At 64.1% G+C, this 23,982-nt stretch carries 22 protein-coding genes; 5 read left to right on the top strand and 17 right to left on the bottom strand.

From position 1 onward, the window contains the following. The coding region (locus tag Q322_RS0107425; RefSeq protein ID WP_029477228.1) for a transposase at window positions 1-314 on the top strand (314 nt) is incomplete at its 5' end. A 304-nt stretch (window positions 315-618) separates the two neighbouring features. Here the strand turns inward: Q322_RS0107425 and Q322_RS0107420 are convergent. The 3 genes from Q322_RS0107420 to Q322_RS0107410 are packed head-to-tail and all read right to left on the bottom strand — an operon-like array spanning window position 619 to window position 2,412. After that, window positions 619-1,302 (bottom strand): tRNA (adenine(22)-N(1))-methyltransferase TrmK, encoded by a 684-nt coding sequence (locus tag Q322_RS0107420; protein WP_029477227.1) that lies wholly within the window; start codon window positions 1,300-1,302, stop codon window positions 619-621. Next, on the bottom strand, window positions 1,283-1,837 hold the full coding sequence (locus Q322_RS0107415) for a YqhA family protein (protein ID WP_029477226.1): 555 nt from the start codon (window positions 1,835-1,837) through the stop codon (window positions 1,283-1,285). The genes Q322_RS0107420 and Q322_RS0107415 overlap by 20 nt, the downstream gene beginning before the upstream one ends. Next, entirely contained in the window at window positions 1,837-2,412 is a 576-nt protein-coding gene (locus tag Q322_RS0107410) for an MOSC domain-containing protein (protein ID WP_034417962.1), read from the bottom strand. Before Q322_RS0107410 ends, Q322_RS0107415 begins: the two co-directional genes overlap by 1 nt. Before the next feature lie 162 nt (window positions 2,413-2,574). Between Q322_RS0107410 and tyrS the strand changes: the two genes are divergently transcribed. Continuing rightward, a complete protein-coding gene (gene tyrS / locus Q322_RS0107405; protein WP_029477224.1) occupies window positions 2,575-3,828 on the top strand; it encodes a tyrosine--tRNA ligase in 1,254 nt (417 codons plus the stop codon). A 256-nt stretch (window positions 3,829-4,084) separates the two neighbouring features. Here the strand turns inward: tyrS and pyk are convergent, their stop codons facing one another. Then, a complete protein-coding gene (gene pyk, locus Q322_RS0107400; protein ID WP_029477223.1) occupies window positions 4,085-5,533 on the bottom strand; it encodes a pyruvate kinase in 1,449 nt (482 codons plus the stop codon). 163 nt (window positions 5,534-5,696) lie between these two features. Beyond that, complete coding sequence (gene eno / locus Q322_RS0107395; protein WP_029477222.1) at window positions 5,697-6,965, bottom strand: phosphopyruvate hydratase; 1,269 nt, start codon at window positions 6,963-6,965, stop codon at window positions 5,697-5,699. 144 nt (window positions 6,966-7,109) lie between these two features. On the opposite strand from eno, the gene Q322_RS22345 reads away from it, so the two are divergent. Then, complete coding sequence (locus tag Q322_RS22345) at window positions 7,110-7,676, top strand: nuclear transport factor 2 family protein (protein WP_342667659.1); 567 nt, start codon at window positions 7,110-7,112, stop codon at window positions 7,674-7,676. A gap of 91 nt (window positions 7,677-7,767) precedes the next feature. On the opposite strand, the gene dnaN is transcribed toward Q322_RS22345, so the two are convergent. The 3 genes from dnaN to Q322_RS0107375 all read right to left on the bottom strand — a co-directional run bounded on the left by dnaN (window position 7,768) and on the right by Q322_RS0107375 (window position 11,751). After that, window positions 7,768-8,856, bottom strand: a complete 1,089-nt coding sequence (dnaN, locus tag Q322_RS0107385) for a DNA polymerase III subunit beta (RefSeq protein WP_029477219.1) — start codon at window positions 8,854-8,856, stop codon at window positions 7,768-7,770. 448 nt (window positions 8,857-9,304) lie between these two features. Continuing rightward, window positions 9,305-10,666: a chromosomal replication initiator protein DnaA gene (gene dnaA, locus Q322_RS0107380; RefSeq protein WP_245593177.1), complete on the bottom strand. Its 1,362-nt coding sequence runs from the start codon at window positions 10,664-10,666 to the stop codon at window positions 9,305-9,307. 122 nt (window positions 10,667-10,788) lie between these two features. Further along, complete coding sequence (locus Q322_RS0107375) at window positions 10,789-11,751, bottom strand: NAD-dependent epimerase/dehydratase family protein (protein ID WP_029477217.1); 963 nt, start codon at window positions 11,749-11,751, stop codon at window positions 10,789-10,791. A gap of 49 nt (window positions 11,752-11,800) precedes the next feature. Here Q322_RS0107375 and Q322_RS0107370 point away from each other — a divergent pair, with 49 nt between their 5' ends. Further along, window positions 11,801-12,088 carry a hypothetical protein gene (locus Q322_RS0107370; protein ID WP_029477216.1) on the top strand — a complete coding sequence of 96 codons (288 nt, stop codon included), beginning with the start codon at window positions 11,801-11,803 and terminating at the stop codon, window positions 12,086-12,088. Between the two features lie 7 nt (window positions 12,089-12,095). On the opposite strand, the gene dprA is transcribed toward Q322_RS0107370, so the two are convergent. The 9 genes from dprA to Q322_RS0107325 form a co-directional block, all read right to left on the bottom strand. After that, window positions 12,096-13,172 (bottom strand): DNA-processing protein DprA, encoded by a 1,077-nt coding sequence (gene dprA, locus Q322_RS0107365; protein ID WP_029477214.1) that lies wholly within the window; start codon window positions 13,170-13,172, stop codon window positions 12,096-12,098. Window positions 13,173-13,304: 132 nt separating this feature from the next. Beyond that, complete coding sequence (locus Q322_RS0107360; RefSeq protein ID WP_084147862.1) at window positions 13,305-14,687, bottom strand: sensor histidine kinase; 1,383 nt, start codon at window positions 14,685-14,687, stop codon at window positions 13,305-13,307. A 14-nt stretch (window positions 14,688-14,701) separates the two neighbouring features. Next, window positions 14,702-15,361, bottom strand: a complete 660-nt coding sequence (locus Q322_RS0107355) for a response regulator transcription factor (RefSeq protein WP_029477212.1) — start codon at window positions 15,359-15,361, stop codon at window positions 14,702-14,704. 33 nt (window positions 15,362-15,394) lie between these two features. After that, window positions 15,395-15,856 carry a hypothetical protein gene (locus tag Q322_RS0107350; RefSeq protein ID WP_051668337.1) on the bottom strand — a complete coding sequence of 154 codons (462 nt, stop codon included), beginning with the start codon at window positions 15,854-15,856 and terminating at the stop codon, window positions 15,395-15,397. 192 nt (window positions 15,857-16,048) lie between these two features. Then, on the bottom strand, window positions 16,049-17,662 hold the full coding sequence (locus Q322_RS0107345; RefSeq protein WP_029477209.1) for a dihydrolipoamide acetyltransferase family protein: 1,614 nt from the start codon (window positions 17,660-17,662) through the stop codon (window positions 16,049-16,051). A gap of 56 nt (window positions 17,663-17,718) precedes the next feature. Continuing rightward, complete coding sequence (locus Q322_RS0107340) at window positions 17,719-17,964, bottom strand: hypothetical protein (protein ID WP_029477208.1); 246 nt, start codon at window positions 17,962-17,964, stop codon at window positions 17,719-17,721. A 39-nt stretch (window positions 17,965-18,003) separates the two neighbouring features. Then, window positions 18,004-19,026 carry an alpha-ketoacid dehydrogenase subunit beta gene (locus Q322_RS0107335; RefSeq protein WP_029477207.1) on the bottom strand — a complete coding sequence of 341 codons (1,023 nt, stop codon included), beginning with the start codon at window positions 19,024-19,026 and terminating at the stop codon, window positions 18,004-18,006. Beyond that, complete coding sequence (locus tag Q322_RS0107330) at window positions 19,023-20,198, bottom strand: thiamine pyrophosphate-dependent dehydrogenase E1 component subunit alpha (protein WP_051668331.1); 1,176 nt, start codon at window positions 20,196-20,198, stop codon at window positions 19,023-19,025. Before Q322_RS0107330 ends, Q322_RS0107335 begins: the two co-directional genes overlap by 4 nt. Before the next feature lie 195 nt (window positions 20,199-20,393). Continuing rightward, window positions 20,394-21,995 carry an aminotransferase class V-fold PLP-dependent enzyme gene (locus tag Q322_RS0107325; RefSeq protein ID WP_029477205.1) on the bottom strand — a complete coding sequence of 534 codons (1,602 nt, stop codon included), beginning with the start codon at window positions 21,993-21,995 and terminating at the stop codon, window positions 20,394-20,396. A 148-nt stretch (window positions 21,996-22,143) separates the two neighbouring features. Here Q322_RS0107325 and mnmG point away from each other — a divergent pair, with 148 nt between their 5' ends. Then, window positions 22,144-23,952: a tRNA uridine-5-carboxymethylaminomethyl(34) synthesis enzyme MnmG gene (gene mnmG, locus Q322_RS0107320; RefSeq protein ID WP_029477203.1), complete on the top strand. Its 1,809-nt coding sequence runs from the start codon at window positions 22,144-22,146 to the stop codon at window positions 23,950-23,952. Window positions 23,953-23,982: the final 30 nt, after the last annotated feature.

The following is a 23,982-nucleotide window of genomic DNA, read 5'->3' as shown; positions in this document are numbered from 1 at the left end:
CTTTTGCCCACAGTGTGGGCGCGAGTGAAGATCACCATGTTCTGGTGGTAGAGGACGGAGCGGGTTTCCATGTCCCTCCAGAGGAGGGACAGCCACCAGGTGTCCAGATCATCACCCTGCCCCCTTACTCACCCGAGTTGCAACCCGTGGAGCGCATGTGGGACCTGACGGACGACACAGTGGCCAATCGCTGGTTCGACACGATGGATGACTTCACTCAGACGCTGGGCCAGCAATGCGCCTGGTTGGAAACCCAGCCAGATCTCATCTCCCAGCAGACCCTCTTCCATTGGTGGCCCTTGTCAAGGAATTAATCGGAGTCAGTATCAGACGTAAATTTCTGCACTGAGCGCATGAGATTGACAGCATCTGAATAGCACGCTATAGTTCTTATCAAAACCGCCGAATGAGGCGGCTTTTTTATAGCCTGGGCCTTTTAAACTGCCTGCCGAGCATCGGGAGTCTGGGATATACGGGAGTCTGGAATATACACGCCTCTCAACCAGTGAACAGAAAGAATGCTGTGTAGCAGGGCGTTTTTTCAGTCCAACGCATAAATTTGACAACCGCCAAATATCGCGATATCTTGTTCTTATCACCGCCGAAGAGGCGGGCTTTTTATTTAATCTCATTCTCAAGGACTGCGAGCGCCGTTTTTGATGTTTCCAGTTCCACCCAGGATGCTCGCCCAGGTACGGCGACTTTTTGCAAGCGCAAGATGTCGGCCTCAATCTGACGGCGGATCACCTCGCCACCCGCGCGCAGGAGCAGCGGCCCGTATTTCAGTGCGGCGTTCAGCGGCATGCCGTCATACTCCGGGTCTGGCCCGCTGGCCCGCTCCAGCCGCAGCACCGGGTAAAGCCAGTATCCGGCGATCAGGCGTTCGGCGCGGATGTGGTAGCCCGCCCCACGCGCCCACAACCGCAGCAGCAAGGCAGAGTCATTGGGTTGCAATATCAAGGCTGCGGGTAACCTCTCCCCCGCCCGTTCCAGAATGCTTTTGATGGTGTGCGCGCCCATGCCGCACAGGCTAGCGCTGCCCACCTCGCCGGGCAGGAGGGGCGCGAAGCCGTCGCCCTCGCGGACCTCAATCCGGGTTTCCAGTCTGGACCGCGCCACGCTGCGGCTGGCCTGGGCCAGCGGGCCGGGATTCAGTTCCACGGCAATGCACTGCTGCGCGCGGCCATCGCGGACCAGGCGCACGGGCAGGCGGGCGTGGTCGCTGCCGATATCGGCGTGAACGTTGGTGCGAATCAGCTCCAGCACAGCTTCCAGGCGGGCATCAAGGGTGGGCGTCGGCATCTACCTTTTCTGGCCCAGCATGTGCGGGTGGCCCGTGGATGCGGCTCAGGACCGAGCTGTAGACGCCCACAGCCAGGATTACAGCAGCGATGGCCGCGCCGTACACCAGAATGCTGTTGTCACCCGTCCACTCCAGCGCCACCGCAAAGAAATTGACCGCCAGTGCCGTGACCACCACGCCCAGCAGCTTCTGCTTGAGATCATCAAAAGACCCCACATGCAGCCATTCCGGCACGTTCTGGAGCCGCCCGATAAACAGTCCCTGCAAGCCCAGCCCGATGATCAGCAGGGCCACGCCCACCAGCAGCGTATCGGCCTGCTCCACGGCGGCAATCAGCAGATGTTTGGTGGTCTCTGGCTCGCCCAGATGCCGGAAGGCGTCGGTGATGGTGTGGTATGCCTGCACAATGGCCGCGATGAACAGCGCCAGACTGAAGGCCAGCGCACTGAACACGCCCAGCTCCACGATCAGCCGCGTGAAGCCAAAAGCCCGCGCCAGCATACGGGCAGCGCGGGCCGCCGGATTCCGCGCCATCAGCCCTGTTCCGCCAGTTCAGCAGCCAGCGCCGTCACCGCGTCGCCCTGCCGGATCACGCCGCCCACGACCACCCGCGCGGTCAGGCCACCGTGACCGCGCACCGCGTTGTAGCCGCCCTCGCCCAGATTTTCTTCCATCCGCGAACAGGGGTGGCATTCGCCGGTTCCCTCCAGCACCACTTCGCCAATCTGGAAGCGGGCGTCCTTGAGGGCAAGGAGCGACATACCCGACACGACAATGTTGCGGCGCAGCAGCTCTGGCGTGACCTCGTCCAGTCCGGCCAGGGCGGCAATCACGGGCAGGTGTTCGGCCTGAATCAGCGTGACCTGCCGTTTGCCGGGGCCACCGGGAACAGAGGGGTTAGAGGGTTTTAGAGTCGCCTCCAACTCGCCAGAAAGTGCGGTCAGGCGGCCCGGAGCCACTTTGCCGTGATCCCCGATCAGGCCGACGAGCGGATGGGCCTCCACCTCTGAAACGTACAGGGGCGTCACTCGGCGGGCCGGGCGCAACCCCAGCCATTCCACCCGTCCAGGGCGGGGAAACGTCGTGCGGAGGTCCTGAATGGTCTTCACGCCCTCCATGCTATCCGCTACACTGCGGGGCATGAGGCGTTTGACCCGACGTGCATATCTGCCCTGCCGCTAGTGCGGGAGGAGGTCAGTCTTAGCCTGAAATCCAAATCCCGAAGCGGCGCAGCCAGACTGGTGTGCGCCGCCTTTTCTTGTGGAGTCCATATGAATGAAATTCGCCGGAATGTCCCTGTAGACGAGCAGATTGAAATCCTGAAACGCGGTGTGGTCGATCTGGTCACCGAGGACGATCTACGCCGCAAGCTGGAGCAGAGTTTAAAAACGGGCAAACCTCTGCGCGTCAAACTGGGCGCGGACCCCACCCGCCCGGACCTGCATCTGGGACATGCGGTGATCCTCCGCAAGATGCGGCAGTTTCAGGATCTGGGTCACAAGGTCATCATGCTGATCGGCGACTTTACCGCCATGATCGGCGATCCCAGCGGCAAGAGCAAGACGCGCCCGCCGCTGACCCTGGAGGAAACCCGCGCCAACGCCCAGAGCTACCTGGAGCAGTGCCACCTGATCCTGCGCGGCGAGCCGGAGGTGCTGGAAATCCGTTACAACGGCGAGTGGCTGGAGCCGATGGGCTACGCCGACGTGATTCGCCTGGCCAGCAAATACACCGTGGCCCGCATCCTGGAACGCGACGACTTCACCAAGCGCCTGCAAGCCCAGACCCCGATCAGCCTGCACGAGCTGCTGTACCCGGTCACGCAGGGCTACGACTCGGTGGCGCTGGAGGCCGATGTGGAGCTGGGCGGCACCGATCAACTGTTTAACAACCTGGTGGGCCGCGCCCTGCAACGGGATTACGGCCAGGAGGCGCAGGTGGTCATGACCCTGCCGCTGCTGGTGGGCCTGGACGGCAGCGAAAAGATGTCCAAGAGCCTGGACAACTACATCGGCCTGACCGACGAACCGCACCTGATGTTCGCCAGGCTGATGAAAGTGCCGGACGCGTTGCTGGACAACTATTTTACGCTGCTGACCGATCTGCCGAAGGCCGAGATTTCGGAGCTGCTGAATGGGCATCCTGTCGCCGCCCACCGCGCACTGGCCCGCGCCGTGGTGCCGTGGTTCTCACCCGACGCCGACCTGGACGCCGCCGAAGACCGCTTCAGGAGTGTGGCGAAGGGCGGCATCCCCGACAACATTCCCACCATCAACATCACGGCTGAACTGGATGACAGCATAGATGCAGACCGCATCAGCATGGCCAAACTGGTCGTGCTGGCGGGCCTGGAACCCAGCAACGGAGCCGCCCGCAAGTTAATTCAGAATCGGGGGCTAAAGCTGAACGGCGAGACCTACGCCGATCCGCAGGGGCAATTAACACGGAACGAGCTGACCGCAGAGGGCGGCGCGGTCATTCAGAAGGGCAAGGACAAGTTCGCGCGCCTCGTTCTAGAGTCCTGACCCACCCGGCGTCTTCACGGGGCCTTCACGGGCGTCTTGTGCGGAAGGGGGGTTGTGGAAAAAATCGAAAGTTATACACAGGCTGGTGTGGATAACTCTGGAGGCTGTGGAAAGCGTTCTGGACGGCGGGAACCCCAGATTCTGTTGTGGACTTATCCACAGGCAGGGTGTGGATAAACCCCGTGCCTGTGGATAAAAAATCTGACCCGCCCCTGACTTCTGCGGTCCAGGCGGGTCAGCGTTCAACTGGCTGGGATCAGAACTGGGACACCACGCCCTCTTCGCGGAGGGCCTCCACGCGCAGCATGTTGGTGGTCCCCTGCACGCCGAAGGGCACACCCGCCGTGATCACGTAGCGGTCCCCCACATCGGCCAGGTTGCTGTTCTTCAATTCCTTGTTGGCAATGCGGACCATGTCGTCGGTATTGCGCGGGTCCTCGCTCAGCAGCGGCACGACGCCCCAGCTCAGGGCCAACTGGTTGCGGGTGACCTCGTTGGGGGTCAGGGCCAGAATGGCCAGCGGCGGACGGTTCTTGGCGATCCGCAGGGCCGCGCCGCCGGTGCTGGTAAAAGCCACCACGGCGGACGCCCCCAGCTTGGCCCCGATGTTGCATGCCGAATAGGCGATCGAGTCCTGGGCCAGCGTGGTGTCGATCACCAGTTGGCGCTGGAGCATGCTGTAATGCTCGCTGGACTCGGCCTCGCGGGCGATCCGGTCCATCATCGCCACCGACTCCACCGGGTACAGGCCCGCCGCCGACTCGGCAGACAGCATCACGGCGTCGGTGCCGTCGTAAATGGCGTTGGCCACATCGCTGGCCTCGGCGCGGGTGGGGCGCGGCAGGCTGATCATGCTCTCCAGCATCTGCGTGGCCGTAATGACCGGCTTGCCCGCCTCGCGGCACAGACGGATCAACCGTTTCTGAATGGTGGGCACCTGTTCGGCGCGCATCTCCACGCCCAGATCACCGCGCGCCACCATGATGCCGTCCACCTCTTTGAGAATGTCCTCGAAGCGGTCCACCGCCTGCGGCTTCTCAATCTTGGCCATCAGCTTGGCGCGGCTGCCGAAGCGCGACAGGTAGTGCCGGGCCAGCAGCAGGTCGTCGCGCGAGCGCACGAAGCTCAGGGCCACCCAGTCCACGCCCAGCTCCGCGCCGAATTCCATGTCGGACACGTCCTTGTCAGACAGGGCAGGCACGCTCAGATCCGCCTCGGGAACGTTGATGCCCTTGTTGTTCTTCAGGACGCCGCCGATCACCACGCCCGTCAGGATGTCGTTGCCGCGAATGCCCTCCACGCGCAGGGCCATGTTGCCGTCGTCGAGCAGCAGCACCATGCCGGGGTGCACGTCGCGGATCAGGTCCTTGTAGGTGGTGGAAACGCGCGTGGCGTCGCCCTCCACGTCGTCCATCGTGATCGTGAAGTGATCGCCAGGAGCCAGCGTCACGGACCCCTCGGCAAAGCGCCCGACGCGAATCTTCGGGCCTTGCAGGTCCTGTAAGATGCCCACCGTGATGCCCTTCTGGGCGGCCAGTTCGCGGACCATGGTGTAGGTCTGGCGGTGGTCTTCGGGGTCGCCGTGGCTGAAGTTCATGCGGACGACGTTCAGGCCCGCGTCCATCATGCGGCCCAGCACTTCCGGACTGCGGCTGGCTGGCCCGACGGTGGCAACGATCTTGGTGGCTCGGTCAAAATGTTTCATGTGATTGCCTCGTTTTGCAGCACGCTCAAAAAACCAGTGTGCGAGTGCCAGTGTGCAGGTGAAGTTGGAAGTGATTCCAAACAAATCTGGAAGGGTGAATTTCAAGAAAGCGGCGAACTCTGGATTGTCGTTCTCGTCCAGCGTCCGCCGCCTGTGTTTTTTGTTACCTGAGCGCCTTGCGGCCCGGATACACGGCGCGGTCTCCCAGCATCTCCTCGATCCGCAGCAGTTGGTTGTACTTGGCGATGCGGTCACTGCGGCTGGCGCTGCCCGTCTTGATCTGCCCGGCGTTGGTGGCCACCGCCAGATCGGCGATGAACGAATCCTCAGACTCGCCGCTGCGGTGGCTGATGATAGTGCCGTAGTGGTGGCGCTTGGCCAGCTCGATGGCGTCCATGCTCTCGGTCAGCGAGCCGATCTGGTTGACCTTGACCAGAATCGCGTTGCCCACGCCGGTGTCGATGCCCCGCTGGAGGCGTTCGGGGTTGGTCACGAACAGGTCATCGCCCACCAGTTGCACCTTGTCACCAATCCTGGTGGTCAGCGCCTGCCAGCCGTCCCAGTCGTCCTCGGCCAGGCCGTCCTCGATGCTCACGATGGGATAGCGGCTGGCCCAGTCGGCCCAGAAATCCACCATCTCGGCGGTGGACAGTACGCGGCCCTCGCTTTCCAGGTGGTATTTGCCGTCCTTGTACAGCTCGGTCACGGCGGGGTCCAGCGCGATGCAGATGTCCTTGCCCGCCTCGAATCCGGCCTTCTCGATGGCCTCCAGCAGCACTTCCAGGGCCTCCTCGTTGCTCTTAAGGTCCGGGGCAAAGCCGCCCTCGTCGCCGACGTTGGTGTTGTACCCGCGCCCGCTCAGCACTTTCTTGAGGCTGTGGAAGGTCTCGGTGCCGTAGCGCAGCGCCTCGCGGAAGCTGGGCGCGCCCACCGGCATGACCATGAACTCCTGAAAATCCACCGAGTTGTCGGCATGCATGCCGCCGTTGATCACATTCATCATCGGCACGGGCAGCGTCTTGGCGTTGCTGCCGCCCAGGTAGCGGTACAGCGGGATATTCAGTTCCTCGGCGGCGGCGCGGCTGGTGGCAAGGCTGACGGCCAGGATGGCGTTGCCGCCCAGCTTGCCCTTGTTGGGCGTGCCGTCCAGTTCCATCAGCGCCTCGTCCACCGCGCCCTGATCGCTGGCGTCCAGGCCCACCACGGCAGGCCCCAGCGCCTCGTTCACGTTCTTGACGGCCTTCTGCACGCCCTTTCCGCCGTAGCGGCTGCCGCCGTCACGGAGTTCCAGCGCCTCGTGGGTGCCGGTGCTGGCCCCGCTGGGAACGATGGCGCGGCCCACATAACCGCTGTCCAGATGGACTTCGGCTTCCACGGTGGGGTTTCCGCGCGAGTCCAGCACTTCACGGGCGATCACTTTTTCAATGTTCATGACGAGTCCTCCCGAACGCCACCCACTCAGCTTTGAGATGCGAGTTAGGTGTATCTCGGACACTATAAGCGCCAGACGCCAGGCCGGGGCAGGGGCGGTCTAAATCGGTTGGGCGATGGAGGCAACTGCTCTGTAGAGTGATCCATACCCGACGAAATTCGCGCGCTGGAACGCACCCGCCTGAAAGCGCTGGTGTCCGGCGACATGAATACCGCGCAGCAACTCCACGCCCCAGAGTTTGAACTGATCACGCCCAGCGGCCTGCGCCTGAGCCGGGATAAATACCTGGACGCCATTGCCGCCGGACGCCTGAAATACCTCGTCTGGGAGGTTATTTCGGAGATCGAAGTCCGCCATTTTAGCGACGTGGCGTTCATCCGCTACCGCTCCAGGCTGGATGTGGTTTCGGGCGATCCACAGATGGTGGCCGGCAATGTTTCCACCAGACCGCCCGACACCTGCGGGCACACGGATTTGTATGAGCGGCGTGCGGGCCGGCTGGGAGGTGGTGTGGTCACAGGCCACCCGGATCGAAAAATTGTAAAAATATCCTCCAGATCGAGATTTATCCACAGAAGTTATCCACACGGTCTGCCCCTGTGGATAACTTTCGCCGTCTACAGCTTACTTTTGACGCAACGATTTACCCGGCACTCAGACCAACGCGAGTTATCCACAGAAGTTATCCACAATCAGAATTCATATAGATAACTTTGTCAAAAACAAAACAGAAGTCGTGCAAATTCAGAAGTGGAGGGCAGCACGTCCGGCCAGATGCCCCGTGCCGCCCTCCAGTGGCCCCTTAAACGCGCAGCGTGACCATAACAGCCATGTAGCCACCTCCGCCGCTCGCGCGGAAGATTGCGGGGCTTGTGGAGCCGGAGAAGAGAAGCTCGGCCTCGCCTTCAATCGGACCAAGGGCATCGAGGACGTGGCGGGCGTTGAAGGCCAGGCTTATGGCCGGTTCCACGCCGCCCTGCGTGACTTCCAGGGTGTCCTGGGCGCGGCCATAGTCGCCCTCGGCAGCCAAGCGCAACTGGCCCTCGGACACCAGAAATTCGACGCGGTTATTAGCGTTTTTGTCGGCCAGCACGGCCACGCGGTTCACGGCCTCCTTGAGGGCGGTGGCGGGCAGGGTGACCTGAAGCTTGATGTCCTTGGGAATCACGCGCTCGTAGTCGGGGAAGTCGCCGTCCAGCAGCTTGAGGTTCATCCGCACGCGGTCCGTGGTGACGCTGAGCATGCCCTCGCCATAGGTAAACCGGGCCTCGCCGTCCTTGAGGACGCGGATCAGCTCATCGACGCTGCGGGCTGGAATGATCAGGTTTCTGCCGTCGCCGCTGACCGGGAAGTCGCGGATCGCTACGCGGTAGCCGTCACTGGCGACCACGCGCGCCGAGCCAGTGTCGGCGTGGTGTTCGAGTTTGATGCCCCGGAAGACCGCCTGAAAAGCCTCGTTGCTGGCGGCGTAGCGCACGCTGCCCAGGGCGCGGGCCAGTTCCTCGGCGTTCAGGCTCAGGTCCGCGTTGCCCGGAAAGCTCAGGGGCGGATACGCCTCGGTGTCGCCGGTCTGCAATTTGAAATCCGATCCGCCCGAACGCACCGCCAGCTCCTGCCCCACCAGCTCCAGCTCCACCAGTTCGCCGCCCAGATTGCGGACAATCTGCGCGAACAGGTGCGCGGGAACCACAAAATCTTTTGGCTCCTGCACCTCGGCAGGCACGAAACACGACAGGTCAATTTCCAGGTTCGTGCCGCTCAGCGTCAGCCCCGCCTCGCTGGCCTCGACTTTTAGCGAGGTCAGGAGCGGATTGCTGCTGCGGCTGGGGACCACCCGTTCCAGCAATCCCAATCCTTCGCTCAACACTTTTTTGGTGACGTGGGCTTTCATGCCTGATCCTCTCGGGTACTTTGGCCGGATTCCATCTGCGGGTGTCCTGTCATTTCAGCGTCTCACTTTTTGGGCTTGGTCTAAGATTTTCTGGCTTGCCTTCCAACCCCTATCTCTTACCTGTCTTTATTAACTATAAAAGATAATAGTAGTAGTAATAGGGCCTGTGGAAACTGTGGATAAGTGGCCTGCGGCTGCGCTGGGCGCGTGTTTGGCCTGTGGACGAAATTGTGGATAAGTGGCACTTGCCTGTGGATAACCTGTGGACAAAAAGGGGGGTTATCCACAAGGGTGGAAAAGGGGCGAGTTATCCACAAAGTTATCCACAGAAAAAACGGGGTTATCCACAGGTTATCCACAGGGTTATCCACAGCTTGTGAAACTCTGCACACCGTTTTGGAACGGAATTTGGAACTTATTTATGGCCTGGCAGAATTGGACAAGCAGATTACGCATCTAGATCCTCCTCATCCAGCCCCTGCATTTTGCGGCGCAGCAGCTCCACCGACGCTGTGACTTCCTGATCCTTGCCCAACTGTTCGGTGACCTTGCTGATGCCGTGCATGATCGTGGAATGGTCCTTGCCGAAGAACTGCCCGATCTCGGGCAGCGAGTGATCCGTCAGGTCACGGATCAGGTACTGGGCCACCTGGCGCGGTACCACCACCTCGCGCACGCGGCCTGAACCCCGGATCACGTCTGGGGGCATGTTGTAATGGGCCGCCACCTGCCGCAGCACGTCGATCATCTCGACCTTGACCTCCTGCGGCGCAAACACGTTGCTCAGGGCCTTGGCGGCCACCGCGCGCGAGAACGGCACGTTGTTCAGGCTGGAAAAGGCCACCACGCGCATCAGGGCACCCTCCAGCTCGCGGATGTTCTTGGTGACCTGCCGGGCGATCAATTCCAGCACTTCCTGCGGGATGTCGATGCGGTTGTGTTCGGCGTTCATCTTGAGAATCGCCACGCGCGTCTCGTACTCCGGTGACTGGATATCCGTGATCAGTCCCCACTCGAAGCGGCTTCGCAGGCGGCCTTCCAGGGTCTGGATGTCCTTGGGCGGACGGTCCGAGCTGAGGATGATCTGCTTGTGGTTCTCGTACAGCGCATTGAAGGTGTGGAAGAACTCCTCCTGCGTGCGCTCCTTGCCCGCCAGAAACTGGATGTCATCCACCAGCAGCAGGTCCACGCTGCGGTAGCGGTTGCGAAACTGGGTCATCTTGTCGTCGCGGATGGCGTTGATCAGGTCATTGGTAAACGACTCGGTGGAGACGTACTCGATGCGCTTGTCGGGAAAGCGCTCGGACATGTAGTGGCCCACCGCGTGCATCAGGTGGGTCTTGCCCAGGCCCACGTCGCCGTAGATAAACAGCGGGTTGTACGCCTTGCCGGGAGACTCGGCCACGCCCATCGCCGCCGCGTGGGCCAGGTTGTTGTTCGGCCCCACCACGAAGTTCTCGAAGGTGTATTTGGGATTCAGCCGTTTGCGGTTCTCGGCCTGGTCCTGCGCCGAGGGGCCGCCGGAATTGCTAGGCGGCGGTCTGCTGGGCGGGGGCGGCGGGTCATTCAGGGAGAGCAACGTGTCTTGCGCGGCGGGCAGGACCTGAAAGCTGACCTGTGGATTCTGCGCGCCCAGCGAACGCAGCGCGTCTTCGAGCAGCTCCAGATAATGCTTGCGGAACCACTCCTGCGCGAAGGAGTTGCGGACGCCCAGCACCAGCGAACCCTCCTGCACGCCCAGATTTTTCACTGGGGCGAACCAGGTGTGATATTCGACTTCCGAAATGTTCTTGCGGACGTACCCCAGCACGTCCGACCAGATTTCCTGCGTGATAGGCGCACACCTCCCTTACGGACTGCCCTAGTGGACTGTTCAGCGCGGGTCAGCATATCACCCGCCCCTCCGCCCTCCGGCCCGATCAGATGAGCGGCCTAGCCCCCCAGCGACGCCAGAATCCCGGCCTCGCGCTCGGGGGTCAGGACGTATTTGAGGTCCGCGTCCTTGCTCCATTCGCGCGTGTCCCGCGCGGTCACCGCCGGATCGGTCAGGGTCAGACCGGCTGCCAGCGCCCGCGTATTGTCCACATCCATCAGGCCGCCCTGTTCGCTGCCTTCTGGGATGTAAACGGGCAGTGCCTTGAAGCTCAGATCGTTGGCCTCTAACGTTTTGCCATCCACCCAGACGGGATCGCAGACGCCCAGCACATTCATGAAGTCGGCCCAGCGTATTCGCGGCCCGGCCATGTTGAAGATGCCGTCTATTCCGCCTTCAACCACCTTGACCGTGAAGCGCGCCAGATCGCGGGCGTCGATGACCTGAAGGTGGTCTGCGCCGTCGCCGGGGGCCAGCACGGCCCCACCACGCGCGGCGCGGTCCACCCAGTACGGGTAGCGCGCGGTGTGATCGAACGGCCCGGCCACGATCTGCGGGCGCAGCACCGTGCAGTGACCGCCGTAGACCTCGTGGACGATGTTCTCGCAGGTAACCTTGAGGGGACCGTAGGAGTCGCCCGAAACCTCGGTCACGTCCTCGGCAGTGGGCGCGGACAGCGGATCGTCCTCGCGCACCGGATGGCGCTGCGGCTCGGCGTAGACGCTGACGGTGCTGACGAAGACATAGCGCCCCACGCGGCCCTGCAAGCCTTCCGCGCTGGCGCGCACCTGCCGGGGCGTGTAGCCGCTGACATCCACGCAGGCGTCCCACTCCCGGCCCTCCAAGGCGCTCAGACCCGCTGCGCCCTCGTCGCGGTCCCCGTGGAGGCGCTCGACTTGCTCTGGCAGCTCGTCCTTGGATTTGCCGCGCGTCAGGACCGTCACTGTGTGGCCTGAAGCCAGAAATGCCTCCACGATGTGCCGCCCCACGAACTGCGTGCCGCCCAGAATCAGGATGTTCATGGCCCTACCATAGAGCGCTTTGTCAGGCGGGGCGGGCAGAATAGGGCGCATGAAAGTCCGCTTTACGCGCCGAGACGTCCGCGTCCGCATCGACGATCTGGAACTTGCCGCCCTGGAGCGGGGCGAGGTTTTGACGCTTGGAACGCTGTGGGAGGGCGGAGGCTGGACGCTCAGCCTCGATCCGGCTTCAGACGGGGTTCGTGGGGTTGGGGGTCACCTGAACGTCGGGTTGCAAGGTCTCCTTCCCGATCTGACCGAACCTGCGCGCGAGGGCGTGACCCTCCAAGGGCCGCCGCGCGTGGATGTGGAAAAGGATTTCGGTCCTCCGCACGCCTGAATTCGGTTCAGCGCCGCGCCCACCGTCCGCCCACCTCTTCGGCCAGGCCCATCAGTTGCAGCATGACCAGGGCGGTCTGAAGCTCCGGCAGGGGCAAGCCTGTTGCCGCCTGAAGATCGTCCAGCGTGGAGGGGGCACTCAGGGCCTTCAGTACGCGGGCCTGCTCGGGGGGCAGATCGGGAATGGGCGCGGTGGGAGCCTGACCCCAGCCCAGCTCGTCCAGCACGTCCTGGGCGGATTCGGTCAGCACCGCGCCGTCACGGAGCAGGGCGTGGGGACCAGCGGCGCGGGGATCGCCCGCCCTGCCGGGGACCGCGAACACGGTGCGCCCGCATTCCAGCGCGTGGGTGGCGGTGATCAGGCTGCCCGATTTCCGCTCGCCTTCAACCACCAGGGTTCCTGCGCTGAGGGCCGCAATCAAACGGTTGCGCGTTGGGAAGTGGTGCTGGGCGGGGCCGGTGTCCAGCGGATATTCGCTGATCAGGGTCAGGCGTTCGGCCAGTCGCTCGTTCTCGCGGGGATAGATCACGTTGACGGCGCAGCCCAGCACGCCGATGCTGTGGCCTCCGGCCTCCACCGCCGCGCCGTGCGCCGCCGTGTCGATGCCGCGCGCCAATCCGCTGACGATCACCACGCCCGCCCGCGCCAGATTGCCGGAAATCTTGCGGGTCAGGCTCACCGCATACGGACTGGCAGCCCGAGTTCCCACGATGCCCACGGCGCGCGGCACCACGTCCAGCGTTGGCAGCGCCCCCAGCACCCACAGTACCGGGGGCGGATCGCCCAAGGCCTCCAGGGCCGCCGGGTAGCCGTGCAGCCCCCGGCCCAGCAGCGTGACGCCCATTCGTGCTGCCTTTTCCAGTTCGGCCTGTGCGCCCGCTGCCGCCTTGGCATTGCCCATCCCGGCCACACTTTTGGCGTCCAGACCCGGCACGTCGCGCAACTTCGTCAGTGGGGCGTCTAAGGCTTCCCCCGCACTGCCGAAATGCCGCCGCAGCGCTTCGATCCGGCGCGGCCCCAGGTTGGGCGTCAGGCGCAGGGTCAGCAGGGCCAGCAGTTCGGAAGTGTGGGTGGGGATGGTCACCGGGTCAGGATAGCGGGGAGAGGGCCAGTGGCGCAGAGCCAGCGAAGGCAGGCCAAAAGCCTGTCTGACGGCCCGGCACGGCGGTTCGTTCGGCGGCTCCCGTCATCCTTCACCACCGCTGCTCCACCCAGCTCAGTCCTCGTCTCCCAGCGCCGCGCTTGGAATCCCCAGCACGAATTGCGCGCCGCCCTGAGGATGGTTGCCGCCGCTCAGGCTGCCGCCGTGCATCACCGCGATCTGCCGCGCCACGCTCAGGCCCAGCCCGCTGCTGCCCGAGCCGCTGACAAATGCATCGAAGATGCGCTCGCCCAGCTCGGGCGGCAGGCCGGGCCCGCTGTCGCGCACAGTAAAGGTCAGGTCGTCGGCCCTTTCCTCCAGCGTAAGTTCCACACGGCCTTCTGATCCCGCCGCGCGGCGGGCATTCGCCAGTAAATTGCGAATGGCTTGGGTCAGCCGGTCCGGGTCGCACAGGATGCCGCCGGTCCAGTTTCCCTCGAAAGCCGTGCCAGGCACCAGCCGTTCCAGCCGCTCTTGCAGGGTGCGCGCGGGGATGTAGTGCCAGGCCAGCTTCAATTCCAGTTGGCCGCGTGCCAGTTGCATCAGGTCCTGAGTGGTAAAGGTCAATTCATCGGCCACCAGCGCGGCGCGGCGGACCTCGGGATCGTCGGTGCGCTCCTCGGCACGGCGCAGACTGGCCTTCAGGACGGTCAGCGGTGCGCCCAGCTCATGCACGATCTGGCCCAGCAACTGCTTCTCACGTGCCTGCCCGGCCTCGATGCGGACCATCAGGCGGTTGATGGCGCTCAGCAGGCGGTGAACCTCGTCTTCGCGGGCAGGCAGGGGCAGCGTGGCGAGGCTGCGCGTGGGATCGATCTGATCTGCTAGGTTCGCTGCCCCCTGAAGCCCCGACAGCGCCCGCTGGCCCACCCACCAGCCCACCAGCAGCAGGATCAGCGGCGTGAACACCAGCGCGATCAACAGGGCGCTGGCGGCGCTCTGGCGGGCCGCAATCAGGTCATCCTCAGGCAGGCCCACCCACAGCGTCCCAAACGCCCCGGCCTTGCGTTTGACCGCCCGCACCGAGGTCTCCCCGACATTGACCCGCGACTGTTCCCCGTACGGATACGGCGCTTTCTGAAAATTCCGCAAAATGGGGCTGGCCGCCACCACATTGCCGTCTCCGTCGATCAACATGGTGTAGGCATTGGCTCCGCCCGCCGTCTTGCCCAGGCCCGCGCCGGAAGTGGTGAAGGCCTCGGCCAGTGTATCTGCACGGTCATTCAGCCGGTCACCAAACTGCTGATCCATGCGCGACAGCAAGAGCGTGACCACGCCCAGGCTGATCAGCATGATCAAAGCCAGCGCCAGCAGGCTGTAGGTGGCCGCCAGCCGGAAGCGCAGGCTGTGCCGCCACGCCACCCGCGCCGAGGACAGCCCGGCCCCCGGCGTCAGCACCACGCCCCGCCTGTGTGGTGCGGCGGGCGCATTCGGGGCGGGGCGGGCAGGCGGAAGCATCTGCAGTTCAGCGCTCAGGCTTGCAGCACGTAGCCGACGTTGCGGATGGTCCGAATCCTCAGGTCACTGTCCGATTGCTCCAATTTCTTGCGAAGCTGCGAGATCCGCACTTCCACGCTGTTGCTGTTGGGCGTTTCCCAGCCGTACAGATGGGACTCGATGTCGGCCCGCGAGAACACCCGCTCGGGCGTCCGCATCATCAGTTCCAGGATGCGGGCCTCGTGTTCGGTCAGATTGATGCTTTTGTCGTTCACCGTCAGCAGCAGGCTGGAGGTGCTGAGGCTGGTGTTGCCCAGATTCACCCCGGTTCCGGCGGCGGTGCGGCGCAGCAGGGCGGTGATCCGGGCGTCCAGCTCCGGCATGGCAAACGGCTTGGTCAGGTAGTCGTCGGCCCCGGCATTCAGCCCGGCCACGCGCTCCTGCACGCCGCTACGGGCAGAGAGGACCAGCACCGGCGTGCTGCTGTACTGCCGCAACGCCTGCACCAGATCCAGGCCGTCGCCGTCGGGCAGGTTCAGATCCAGCAAGATCAGTTGGGCGCTGTGCATTCCCAGCCACTCCTGAGCGCCGCGCAACGTGGCGGAGTGATGCACCTGGTAATCGCTGGACAAGTATTCCTTGAGCAGCGGGCCGAGGTGTGGATCGTCTTCTACAACCAGAATCTGCGCCAGCATGGATCTCCTTGAGGGTAGGACGGATGGAAAGGCTTACTTACCGTCTTTGGCCGCGCCGTCTTTGGATGGACTGTCCTTGGCCGCAGACTCCGTAGTTTTCAGGCCCGGCAGGCTCAGGGACTGTCCGGCAGGCTGGGCGCTGAGGGTGAGTTTGAAGGGAATCAGAAATTTGCTGAGCGTCAGGGAGGTATTGGCGGGGCTGGCCCCGGACGTGCCCGGCACCTGCAAGGTCAGCAGCCCCTTGCTGAGGGTGCCGTTATAGCTGCTCTTGAGGCCGGGGAAAGTCGCGCGCGACTTTTCCTCATCGGTCTGGGCAAACAGCACCACCACCGGGCCGTCGTAATCGCCCACGAACTGCATCATCAGTTTGCTGCCGCTGCTCTCGCCGTCGCCCACCTTGGTCTGTAATTCCCGGTCCCAGACCTGCACCTTGAGCGCCCCTGCCGTGGGGGCCAGGGCCGTCAGGCACAGCAGGGAAATGAGGATTCGGGTCATCATGGCAGTGTAGCGGAGTCTCCTGGAGGATGAGGGATAGGGAGGGACGGAGCAATTGAAATGCTCCCGGTACCTCACCTTAATCCTTCAAGCTGATGCGCCCTTGACGAATTCGGGGCACACCTTTATGTCGGCTTGGGATCTGTCGGCTTGGGATTTACGTCGGCTTGGGGTTCGGTGCAGCCGGGCGGCTTACATGGCCTCCAGCATCAGCCGGTCCGGGTCTTCCAGCAGGCGGATCACTTCCTTGCAGAAGCGGGCGGCCTCCGCGCCGTCTACCAATCGGTGATCGAAGGACAGGCTCAGGTACATCATGTGGGCCACCACGATATTATCGTGTTCATCCACGATGGGCCGCTTGACGATGCTGTGAATCCCCAGAATGGCGGCGTCCGGCACGTTGATGATCGGGAACGAGAACAGCGCGCCAATCGAGCCGATGTTGGTGACCGAGAAGGTGCTGCCCGTCAGTTCGTCCGGTGCCAGCTTGCCCGCCTGGGCGCGGCCCGCCAGATCAACAACCTCGCGCGCCAGCTCGAAGATGCTTTTTTGATTCACGTCCCGCAGCACGGGAACGGTCAGGCCCGCGTCGGTGGCCACGGCCATGCCCATGTGGTAGTACCGCTTCTGGACGATCTCGCCGCTGGACTCGTCGAAGGACGTGTTCAGGCTGGGATACTTCTTGAGCGCCGCCGTGACTGCCTTGAAGATGAACGGCAGATACGACAGTTTGACGCCCGCCGCCTTCGCCTCCTCCTTGACCCGGCTGCGGAAGTCCACCAGCTTGCTCAGATTCACCTCGTCCACGGTCAGGGTGCGGACGGTATACAGGTGGCTGGCCTGCATCTGGTTGCTGATGGCGCGGCGCATGCCCCGCAGCGGCACGCGGTTTTCCAGGTGTTCATAGCCCCTGGGCGTGCGGTACTGAACGGGCGCGACGGGCATTCCGCCTGCGCCCTTCGCGGCAGGCTGGGGCTGGCTGGCTGGAGCTGATGCGGCCTGCGCCTGCGGGGCCTGAGCCTGCGACTGGGTCTGAGGCGCAGCCGCCTGCCCTCCTCCACCCTGCCCATGCTCTGCCACGTCCTGCACCCGGATACGCCCGTTGGGACCGCTGCCCTGGACCTGCGCCAGATCAATGTTCATCTCGCGGGCCAGTTGGCGGGCGGCGGGAACGGCCAGCACGCGGCCATCGGCGCGGGCGGGCGCAGGCCCGCGCTCCAATGTTCCTGTCCCGGCGGTGGAGCTGCCCGGCGCGCCGCTGCCGCTGCGGCTGCCCAGGCCCTGCACCTTCACCTGTTCATCGGAGGCAAAGGCCTTGAACAGACTGCTGGAATCGTCGTCGGCCCCGCCCTTCAGGTGGCCCGCCTCCACGATGCTGCCGCCCTGCTCCTCAGCCTCGTCGGCGCTCATCTGCTCGCGCTCCTCCTGGGCCTGTGGGGGCAACTGGGCGTCGGCGGTGGCCGGATTTTCGCCGCTGTTCTGAATGGCCTGGGTGGGGCCGGGCTGGGCAGAGTTGGGGTGGGCAGAGTCAGGCTGGGCAGAGTCGGGGGTGGCTGCCGCGCCCGCCTCACCCCCCTCGTCGATCAGCGCGATGACGGCGTGGACGGCCACCACGTCGCCCTCCTGCGCCATGCGCTTGCTCAGGATGCCCGCTGCCGGGCTGGGCAATTCCACCGTCACCTTGTCGGTCATGACCTCGCACAGCGGCTGTTCCAGCTCAATGGTGTCGCCTTCCTCCACCAGCCACTTGAGGATTTCGCCTTCGACAACGCTTTCGGCCAGTTCGGGGAGCAGGATTTCTTTCACGAATTACCTCTTCGGGGTGGGGGAATAGGGTGGGGATGTGGGGCGGTTGCTCGCCTCTAGCCGATGACAAACATTCGCAGCACGCCGTAAACGGTCAGTACACCGCCCAGCACCTGAATCCAGCGTTCGCCCCTGGCGTACAGGTAGGCACTGACGCCCAGCAGGACGAACATCGCGCCGATGCTCAGGTTGTGCCACGGCTGGGGCAAGTCGCCCGCCACCGCGTACAGGCCGAAGCCGATCATCAGGCCCAGGGTGCCCAGCAGCGGGCGCAGCAGCTCAGGGTTCAGCTTGAGCTTCATAGGCGCAGGCTCACGCGCGGTGTGGGCAGCGCGAAGGTGCTAATAGTTCAGCGCCTGCACGCAGGCCGCCGTGATGCGGTTGGGGCCGGGGAGGTAGATCTTGTCCTGCACGTAGGGATACGGCGTGTCGAAGCCTGCCACCTGCCCCACCGGAGCCAGCAACGAGTCGAAGGCGGCGGCCTGGATGCTGTACGCCACCTCGCCCATGAAGTTGCTGATGCGCGGGGCCTCGCTGACCAGCACGGCGCGGCCCGTCTTCTGCACACTGTCCACCACCAGCTCCTTATCCCATGGCACCAGACTGCGCAGGTCAATGACCTCCACGCTGACGCCCTCGGCCCCCAGCGCGTCGGCGGCGCGTTCCAGATCGGGCATCACGCCGCCGTAGCCGATCAGGCTCAGGTCCGTCCCCTCGCGGCGGATGGCAGCCTCACCGATCCTGACGGTGTAGTCGTGGCCCGGCACTTCCCCTTTGGAGGCGCGGTACAGCCGCTTGGGTTCAAAGAAGATCACTGGGTCTTCCCCTCGGATGGCGGCTTTCAGCAGCCCCTTGGCGTCGTAGGGCGTGCTGGGCATCACCACTTTTAGGCCCGGCGTGTGGGTGTAATAACTCTCGGGACTCTGGCTGTGGTGGTGGCCGCCCTTGACGCCGCCGCCGGATGGGGTGCGGATCACCAGCGGCGCGGTGTACTGGCCGCCGCTGCGGTAGCGCATTTTGGCCGCCTGAGAGATGATCTGATCGAAGCCCGGCCCCATGTAGTCGGCGAACTGGATCTCGGCCACGGGTTTCAGGCCACGCACCGCCATCCCCACCGCCGCGCCCACGATGCTGGCCTCGCTGAGGGGGGTGTCGAACACGCGCCGCTGGCCGAAGCTGGCCTGAAGTCCCGCCGTCGCCATGAACACGCCGCCGCGTGCGCCCACGTCCTGACCGAACAGCACCACCCGGTCGTCGCGCTCCATCTCCTCGTGCAGCGCCTCGGTGATGGCGGTGATCAGGTTGATGGTGCGGGTTTCGGGGGTGGCGGCTGGCAGGCTCTGTTTTTCCTGCGTGGCGGTCACTTGCGGTCCCCCCCGGTCTGCTCAGCCTGCTCGGCGCGCAGCATGGCCGCTTCCTCGCGCAGATGGGCGGGCATGTCGGAATAGACGTCCTCAAACATGATTCGCCAGTCGGGCTGCCCGGTGGCCTCGGCGCGGATGACCTGCTGATCCACCTCGCGGTGAACGGCGGAAATCATGTTGGAGCGCTCCTCGGATTCGATGGGATGGCCCAGGTGTTCCAGCAGTTTTTCCACCCGCACAATCGGATCACGGCCCAGCCATTCCTGCACTTCCTCGCGGGTGCGGTAGTGCTTCTCGGCGTCCGCGTCTGCGTTGCTGTGCGAGCCGACGCGGTAGGTCAGGCACTCCACCAGCGCGGGGCCGTTTCCGGCGCGCACCCACCCGGCGGCGTGCGTGCAGACCTCCATCACGGCCACCAGATCGTTGCCGTCCACGTAGAAACCGGGCATGCCGTACGCCCTGGCCTTGATGTGGATGTTCTCGCTGGCGGTCTGGCCACGCAGGTTGGTGCTGATGGCCCACTGGTTGTTCTCGCACACGAACAGGCACGGCGCGGCCATCGCTCCGGCCATGTTCATTCCAGCGTGCCAGTCGCCCTCGCTGGTGGCCCCGTCGCCGAAGGTGCAGACGGTAATCTCGTCGGTGCCCAGATACTTTTGCGCCATCGCCGTACCCGTAGCAGGCGGCACCTGGTTGGCAATGGAACTGCTGATGGATACGAAGTTCTGCTTGCGGGCGGCGAAGTGGTGCGGCATCTGGCGGCCCCGGCTGGGATCGGAATTGCTGCCCAGGCACTGGCTGATCAGCTCGAACATCGGCACGCCCAGCGCCAGGGCCAGCGTGTGATCGCGGTAATACGGCCACACCCAGTCGTGGCCGGGCCGGACCGAGTGCGCCAGCCCCACCTGGGTGGCCTCCATGCCGCTGGACTGTGCATAAAAGGTGGTGCGCCCCTGCCGCAGCAGCGTGATCAGCTTGCGGTCGAACTCGCGGGCGCGCAGCATCACGCTGTGCAGCTCGCGCAGGCGCTCGGGTGTGTAGGCGTCGGGCAGCGGATGGACCGGCAGGCCGTCCTCGCCCACATAGCGGATCGGTTCGGCGGTGAAAGGTTGAATTTCCGGAACCGATAAGAATTCAACCGGAGGGGCAGGGTTGATCTGGAATGGGGTCATCTGAGGCGGGCCTCCTGAGCGTGCGGCAGACTGTGGAGCCTTCTCTGCCATCGGCGGAATCTGTCTAACTGCTGTCTAAACTAACGGGCGTTAGGCATTCTAGCCGCTGGGCGTGGACAGAACAGGAGGCAGGCCCGTCCGGCAGGTGTGGACGGGAGTGGCTTTCAGGAGCTATGGGGAGAGCCTTGCTCCCGTTCAGTGCGCGAAAAACACCAGATCGGCGGGGACGTACGTGGGAACGGCTCTCCCCTCCCCTACTGGCCCCAGGGTCTCTAAAACGCGCTGCGCCTCTTCCAGATAGGCGGCGAACGGCACCTCTCCCCCAGCGGTCTGTGGTCGCTGCTCTCCAAACAAGTCCATGGGGGCCTCGTCCTGCGCGTGCGTCCATGCCCCGCTCATCCAGTCGAAGGCGTACAGCGGCAGGAAACGCGCGCCGTGTTCAGCCACGAATTCGGTGGCGCAGAGCAGAAACTCCACCTCCTCATCGCTGGCCCACGGCGCGAGGTTCAGGCGGGTCCAGCCCGGTTTGAGGCCGTCGATGTTGGACAGCGCGCACTGCATGTACCGTTCACTGCGCTCGTCGTCGATGTTCAGCAGCACATGGCCGTAAGGTCCAGCGCAGGCACAGCCGCCACGCGCCTGGATCCCGAAGAGGTCGTTCAGCAGCCGCACCACCAGCCGGGGGTGCAGGTAGGCGTCGTCGGTGGCGCGCACCAAGAAGGACAGGAAGGCCAGCCGGGCGGCCTGCGGATTGCCCAGAATCTGAATGCGCCCGTTGTCTCCCAGCCGTTCCAGCGCCCGCGCGAACAGCTCATGCTCCCGCGCCGTCAACTCGTCCACGCCCAGCTCCTCTTTGACCTTAAAGGCCAGCGCCGTACGAATCTTGCCCAGAATGGCAGGCGTTCCGGCGTCCTCGCGGGCCTCGATGTCCTCGATATACACCTGCTTGGTGCGGCTGACATAACGCACCGTGCCGCCGCCCGCCGTGCTGGGCACATTCAGATGGTACAGGTGGTCCTGAAAACACAGCAGCCCTGGCGTGCCCGGCCCCCCCACGAACTTGTGTGGGCTGAGGAACACGGCGTCGTAGCCATCTGGCTTGCCCGGCTTCATGTCGATCTTCACGTATGGGCCGCTGGCCGCGAAGTCAAAAAAGGCGTAGGCCCCGTGCCTGTGGAGAATACGCGCCACTGTGCGGGTGTCGGTCAGCAGCCCGGTCACGTTGCTGGCCGCGCTGAACGAGCCGATTTTGGGGCGGCGGGCATACTGTGGGGACTTGAGCGCCGTGACCAGGGCGTCCAGATCGAGGCTGCCCTTATCGCACAGTGGCAGTTCCACCACCTCGGCTAAGGTTTCACGCCAACTCACCTCGTTGCTGTGATGTTCGTACGGGCCGACGAAGACCACCGGGCGCTCGTGTTCGGGAATGGAGGCCAGCACCGTGGCCCGGTGGTCCCCACACACCGTCAGCCCCAGGATGTCCTGAATGCGCCGCACCGCCGCCGTGCTGCCCGAGCCGCAGAAGACCAGCTTGCACGTTGCGTCTCCGCCCAGTTGCTCCCGGACGTAGTCGGCGGCCTGATGAGACAGGTGGGTGCTGTGCGCCCCGGTGGCGCTGTCCTCGGTATGGGTGTTGGCGTAAAGCGGCAGTGCCAGCGTGTTGATCCGCTCTTCCACACTCCTGAGCGCCCGTCCGGAAGCCACGTAGTCGGCATAGGTCACCCGCCGCTCCCCAAAAGGCGTGCGGATCACGGCGTCAGTTCCGATCAGATCGGCCCGGAGGGTGGCGAAGTCCATGGCCAATTGTAGAAGGTTGGAAACCTGAAGACCAGATGAATAAACCTGCCCATCCACTCATCCGCTCATCCGAACTTGGATTGAGCAATTATCGTCCCACGGTGCGGGTCACCGTTGGCACCGGGCTGGGCAGCTAAACTCACCACCGATGAATGGCTGGAATGTGATCGTGATTGGTGGGGGCCATGCCGGCCTGGAGGCGGCCTGGGCAGCTGCCAAGTTCTCGCGTGTGGCCCTGCTGGTGGGCAACCCGGCGACGGTGGGCCGGATGCCCTGCAACCCGGCGGTGGGCGGCCCGGGCAAGAGCCAACTGGTCTTCGAAATTCAGGCGCTGGGCGGCCTGATGGGACGGCTGGCCGACGACACGGCCATTCACACCCGAGTGTTGAACGCCAGCAAGGGTCCGGCGGTTCAGTCCCTGCGTGTTCAGAACGAGCGCGACGCTTACGCAGAACGCGCCCAGGACGTGATTTTTGGACATCCTGACATCGACATCGTGCGCGGTGAAGCAGCTGATCTGGAATCCGATGGCTGCGGCGGCTGGCTGGTCCTGACCACCGATGGTCGCCGTCTTCCCTGCCGTAGTGTGGTGGTTGCAGCGGGCACCTTTATGCGGGCTGTAACTTGGTATGGACGGCAGTCGCGCGCTGAGGGGCGGCAGGGTGAGCCGCCATCGCGCTTTCTCTCAGCCCCGCTGGAACGGGCCGGCCACATCCTCAAGCGCTTTAAAACGGGAACGCCGCCCCGCGTCCGGGCGGACTCAGTAAATTTCATGGAGCTGCTTGAAATTCCCGCCGATCCGCAGCCGCGCGGCTTCACCGGTACGCCTGGCCCGCGTGCTGGGGAGTCCCCCACCTGGCAGACCCACACCACCCCCGAAACGCACCGCATGATCCATGAAAACTTGCATGAATCTCCGATGTTTTCCGGTGACATTGAGGGCCGGGGGCCGCGCTACTGCCCCAGCATCGAGGACAAGGTGGTGCGTTTCGCCCACCACGACCGTCACCTGCTGTTCGTGGAACCGGACGGGGTTCAAACCAGCGAGGTGTATTTGCAGGGCTTCAGCTCCTCGCTGCCGCCGCATTTACAAGATGGGCTGGTGCGTACGCTGCCGGGTTTCGAGTCGGCGGTGGTTCAACGCTATGCCTACGCGGTGGAATATGACGTGATCGACTCTACCGACCTGACCCTGAATATGGAGTCGCGCTTACTTACGGGGGTCTTCACGGCAGGACAGATCAACGGGACCAGCGGCTACGAGGAGGCGGCGGCGCAGGGTCTGGTGGCCGGAATGACGGCGGCCCGCCGCGCTTTGAATCTGGTGGTTGAACCGATTGGCCGCGAGACAGGCTACATCGGTGTGCTGCTGGACGACTTGGTCTTCAAGGGCAGTGACGAACCGTACCGCATGATGACCAGCCGCGTCGAACACCGCCTGCTGGCGCGCCAGGACAACGCCGACGAACGTATGACGCCCCTGGGCCATCGGCTGGGGCTGGTGCCCGATGACGATCTGGCCAGAGTCCGGATGAAATACCGCCGCGTCACTGGAGGAATGGCTGCGCTCGCATCCCAGCGCAGTGGTGGGCAGACGGGTGAAGCGTGGCTGCGCCGTCCAGAGTTCGGTTTGCTGGATGTCGAGGCGCTGGGTATTTCCCCAGGCAATGATCTTGACGCTTCCGAACGTGAGGCCATAGAGATTCGTGTCAAGTACGCCGGCTACATCGAACGCGCCCGCCAGCAGCTCCGTGCCGAGGCCCGTGCCCGTGACGTGAATCTGGAAGGGATGGACTACGCCGCCATACCTTCCTTGTCCAATGAAGCGCGCGAGAAGCTGGGCCGCAGCCGTCCCCATACGCTGGAGCAGGCAGCCCGTATTCCGGGCGTGCGGCATGCCGATGTCGGGGCGTTGCTGATCCATCTTAAAAAGCAGGGAGTTTCACGGGAAACTTGACGGTGAAACAAGATTGACGGAGCTGGTGGG

It is taken from the genome of Deinococcus frigens DSM 12807 (assembly GCF_000701425.1).
GTDB lineage: Bacteria > Deinococcota > Deinococci > Deinococcales > Deinococcaceae > Deinococcus > Deinococcus frigens.
The sequence above is the reverse complement of the archived record's forward strand: the minus strand, read 5'-3'. Positions and strand labels throughout refer to the sequence as shown.

What these genes read in the sequence shown, in the direction of transcription:
- Q322_RS0107420 (WP_029477227.1), bottom strand. Translation starts at nt 1,302, where the DNA reads ATGCCGACGCCCACCCTTGATGCCCGCCTGGAAGCTGTGCTGGAGCTG.
- Q322_RS0107415 (WP_029477226.1), bottom strand. Translation starts at nt 1,837, where the DNA reads ATGGCGCGGAATCCGGCGGCCCGCGCTGCCCGTATGCTGGCGCGGGCT.
- tyrS (WP_029477224.1), top strand. Translation starts at nt 2,575, where the DNA reads ATGAATGAAATTCGCCGGAATGTCCCTGTAGACGAGCAGATTGAAATC.
- pyk (WP_029477223.1), bottom strand. Translation starts at nt 5,533, where the DNA reads ATGAAACATTTTGACCGAGCCACCAAGATCGTTGCCACCGTCGGGCCA.
- eno (WP_029477222.1), bottom strand. Translation starts at nt 6,965, where the DNA reads ATGAACATTGAAAAAGTGATCGCCCGTGAAGTGCTGGACTCGCGCGGA.
- dnaN (WP_029477219.1), bottom strand. Translation starts at nt 8,856, where the DNA reads ATGAAAGCCCACGTCACCAAAAAAGTGTTGAGCGAAGGATTGGGATTG.
- Q322_RS0107375 (WP_029477217.1), bottom strand. Translation starts at nt 11,751, where the DNA reads ATGAACATCCTGATTCTGGGCGGCACGCAGTTCGTGGGGCGGCACATC.
- Q322_RS0107370 (WP_029477216.1), top strand. Translation starts at nt 11,801, where the DNA reads ATGAAAGTCCGCTTTACGCGCCGAGACGTCCGCGTCCGCATCGACGAT.
- Q322_RS0107360 (WP_084147862.1), bottom strand. Translation starts at nt 14,687, where the DNA reads ATGCTTCCGCCTGCCCGCCCCGCCCCGAATGCGCCCGCCGCACCACAC.
- Q322_RS0107355 (WP_029477212.1), bottom strand. Translation starts at nt 15,361, where the DNA reads ATGCTGGCGCAGATTCTGGTTGTAGAAGACGATCCACACCTCGGCCCG.
- Q322_RS0107350 (WP_051668337.1), bottom strand. Translation starts at nt 15,856, where the DNA reads ATGACCCGAATCCTCATTTCCCTGCTGTGCCTGACGGCCCTGGCCCCC.
- Q322_RS0107340 (WP_029477208.1), bottom strand. Translation starts at nt 17,964, where the DNA reads ATGAAGCTCAAGCTGAACCCTGAGCTGCTGCGCCCGCTGCTGGGCACC.
- Q322_RS0107330 (WP_051668331.1), bottom strand. Translation starts at nt 20,198, where the DNA reads ATGACCCCATTCCAGATCAACCCTGCCCCTCCGGTTGAATTCTTATCG.
- Q322_RS0107325 (WP_029477205.1), bottom strand. Translation starts at nt 21,995, where the DNA reads ATGGACTTCGCCACCCTCCGGGCCGATCTGATCGGAACTGACGCCGTG.
- mnmG (WP_029477203.1), top strand. Translation starts at nt 22,144, where the DNA reads ATGAATGGCTGGAATGTGATCGTGATTGGTGGGGGCCATGCCGGCCTG.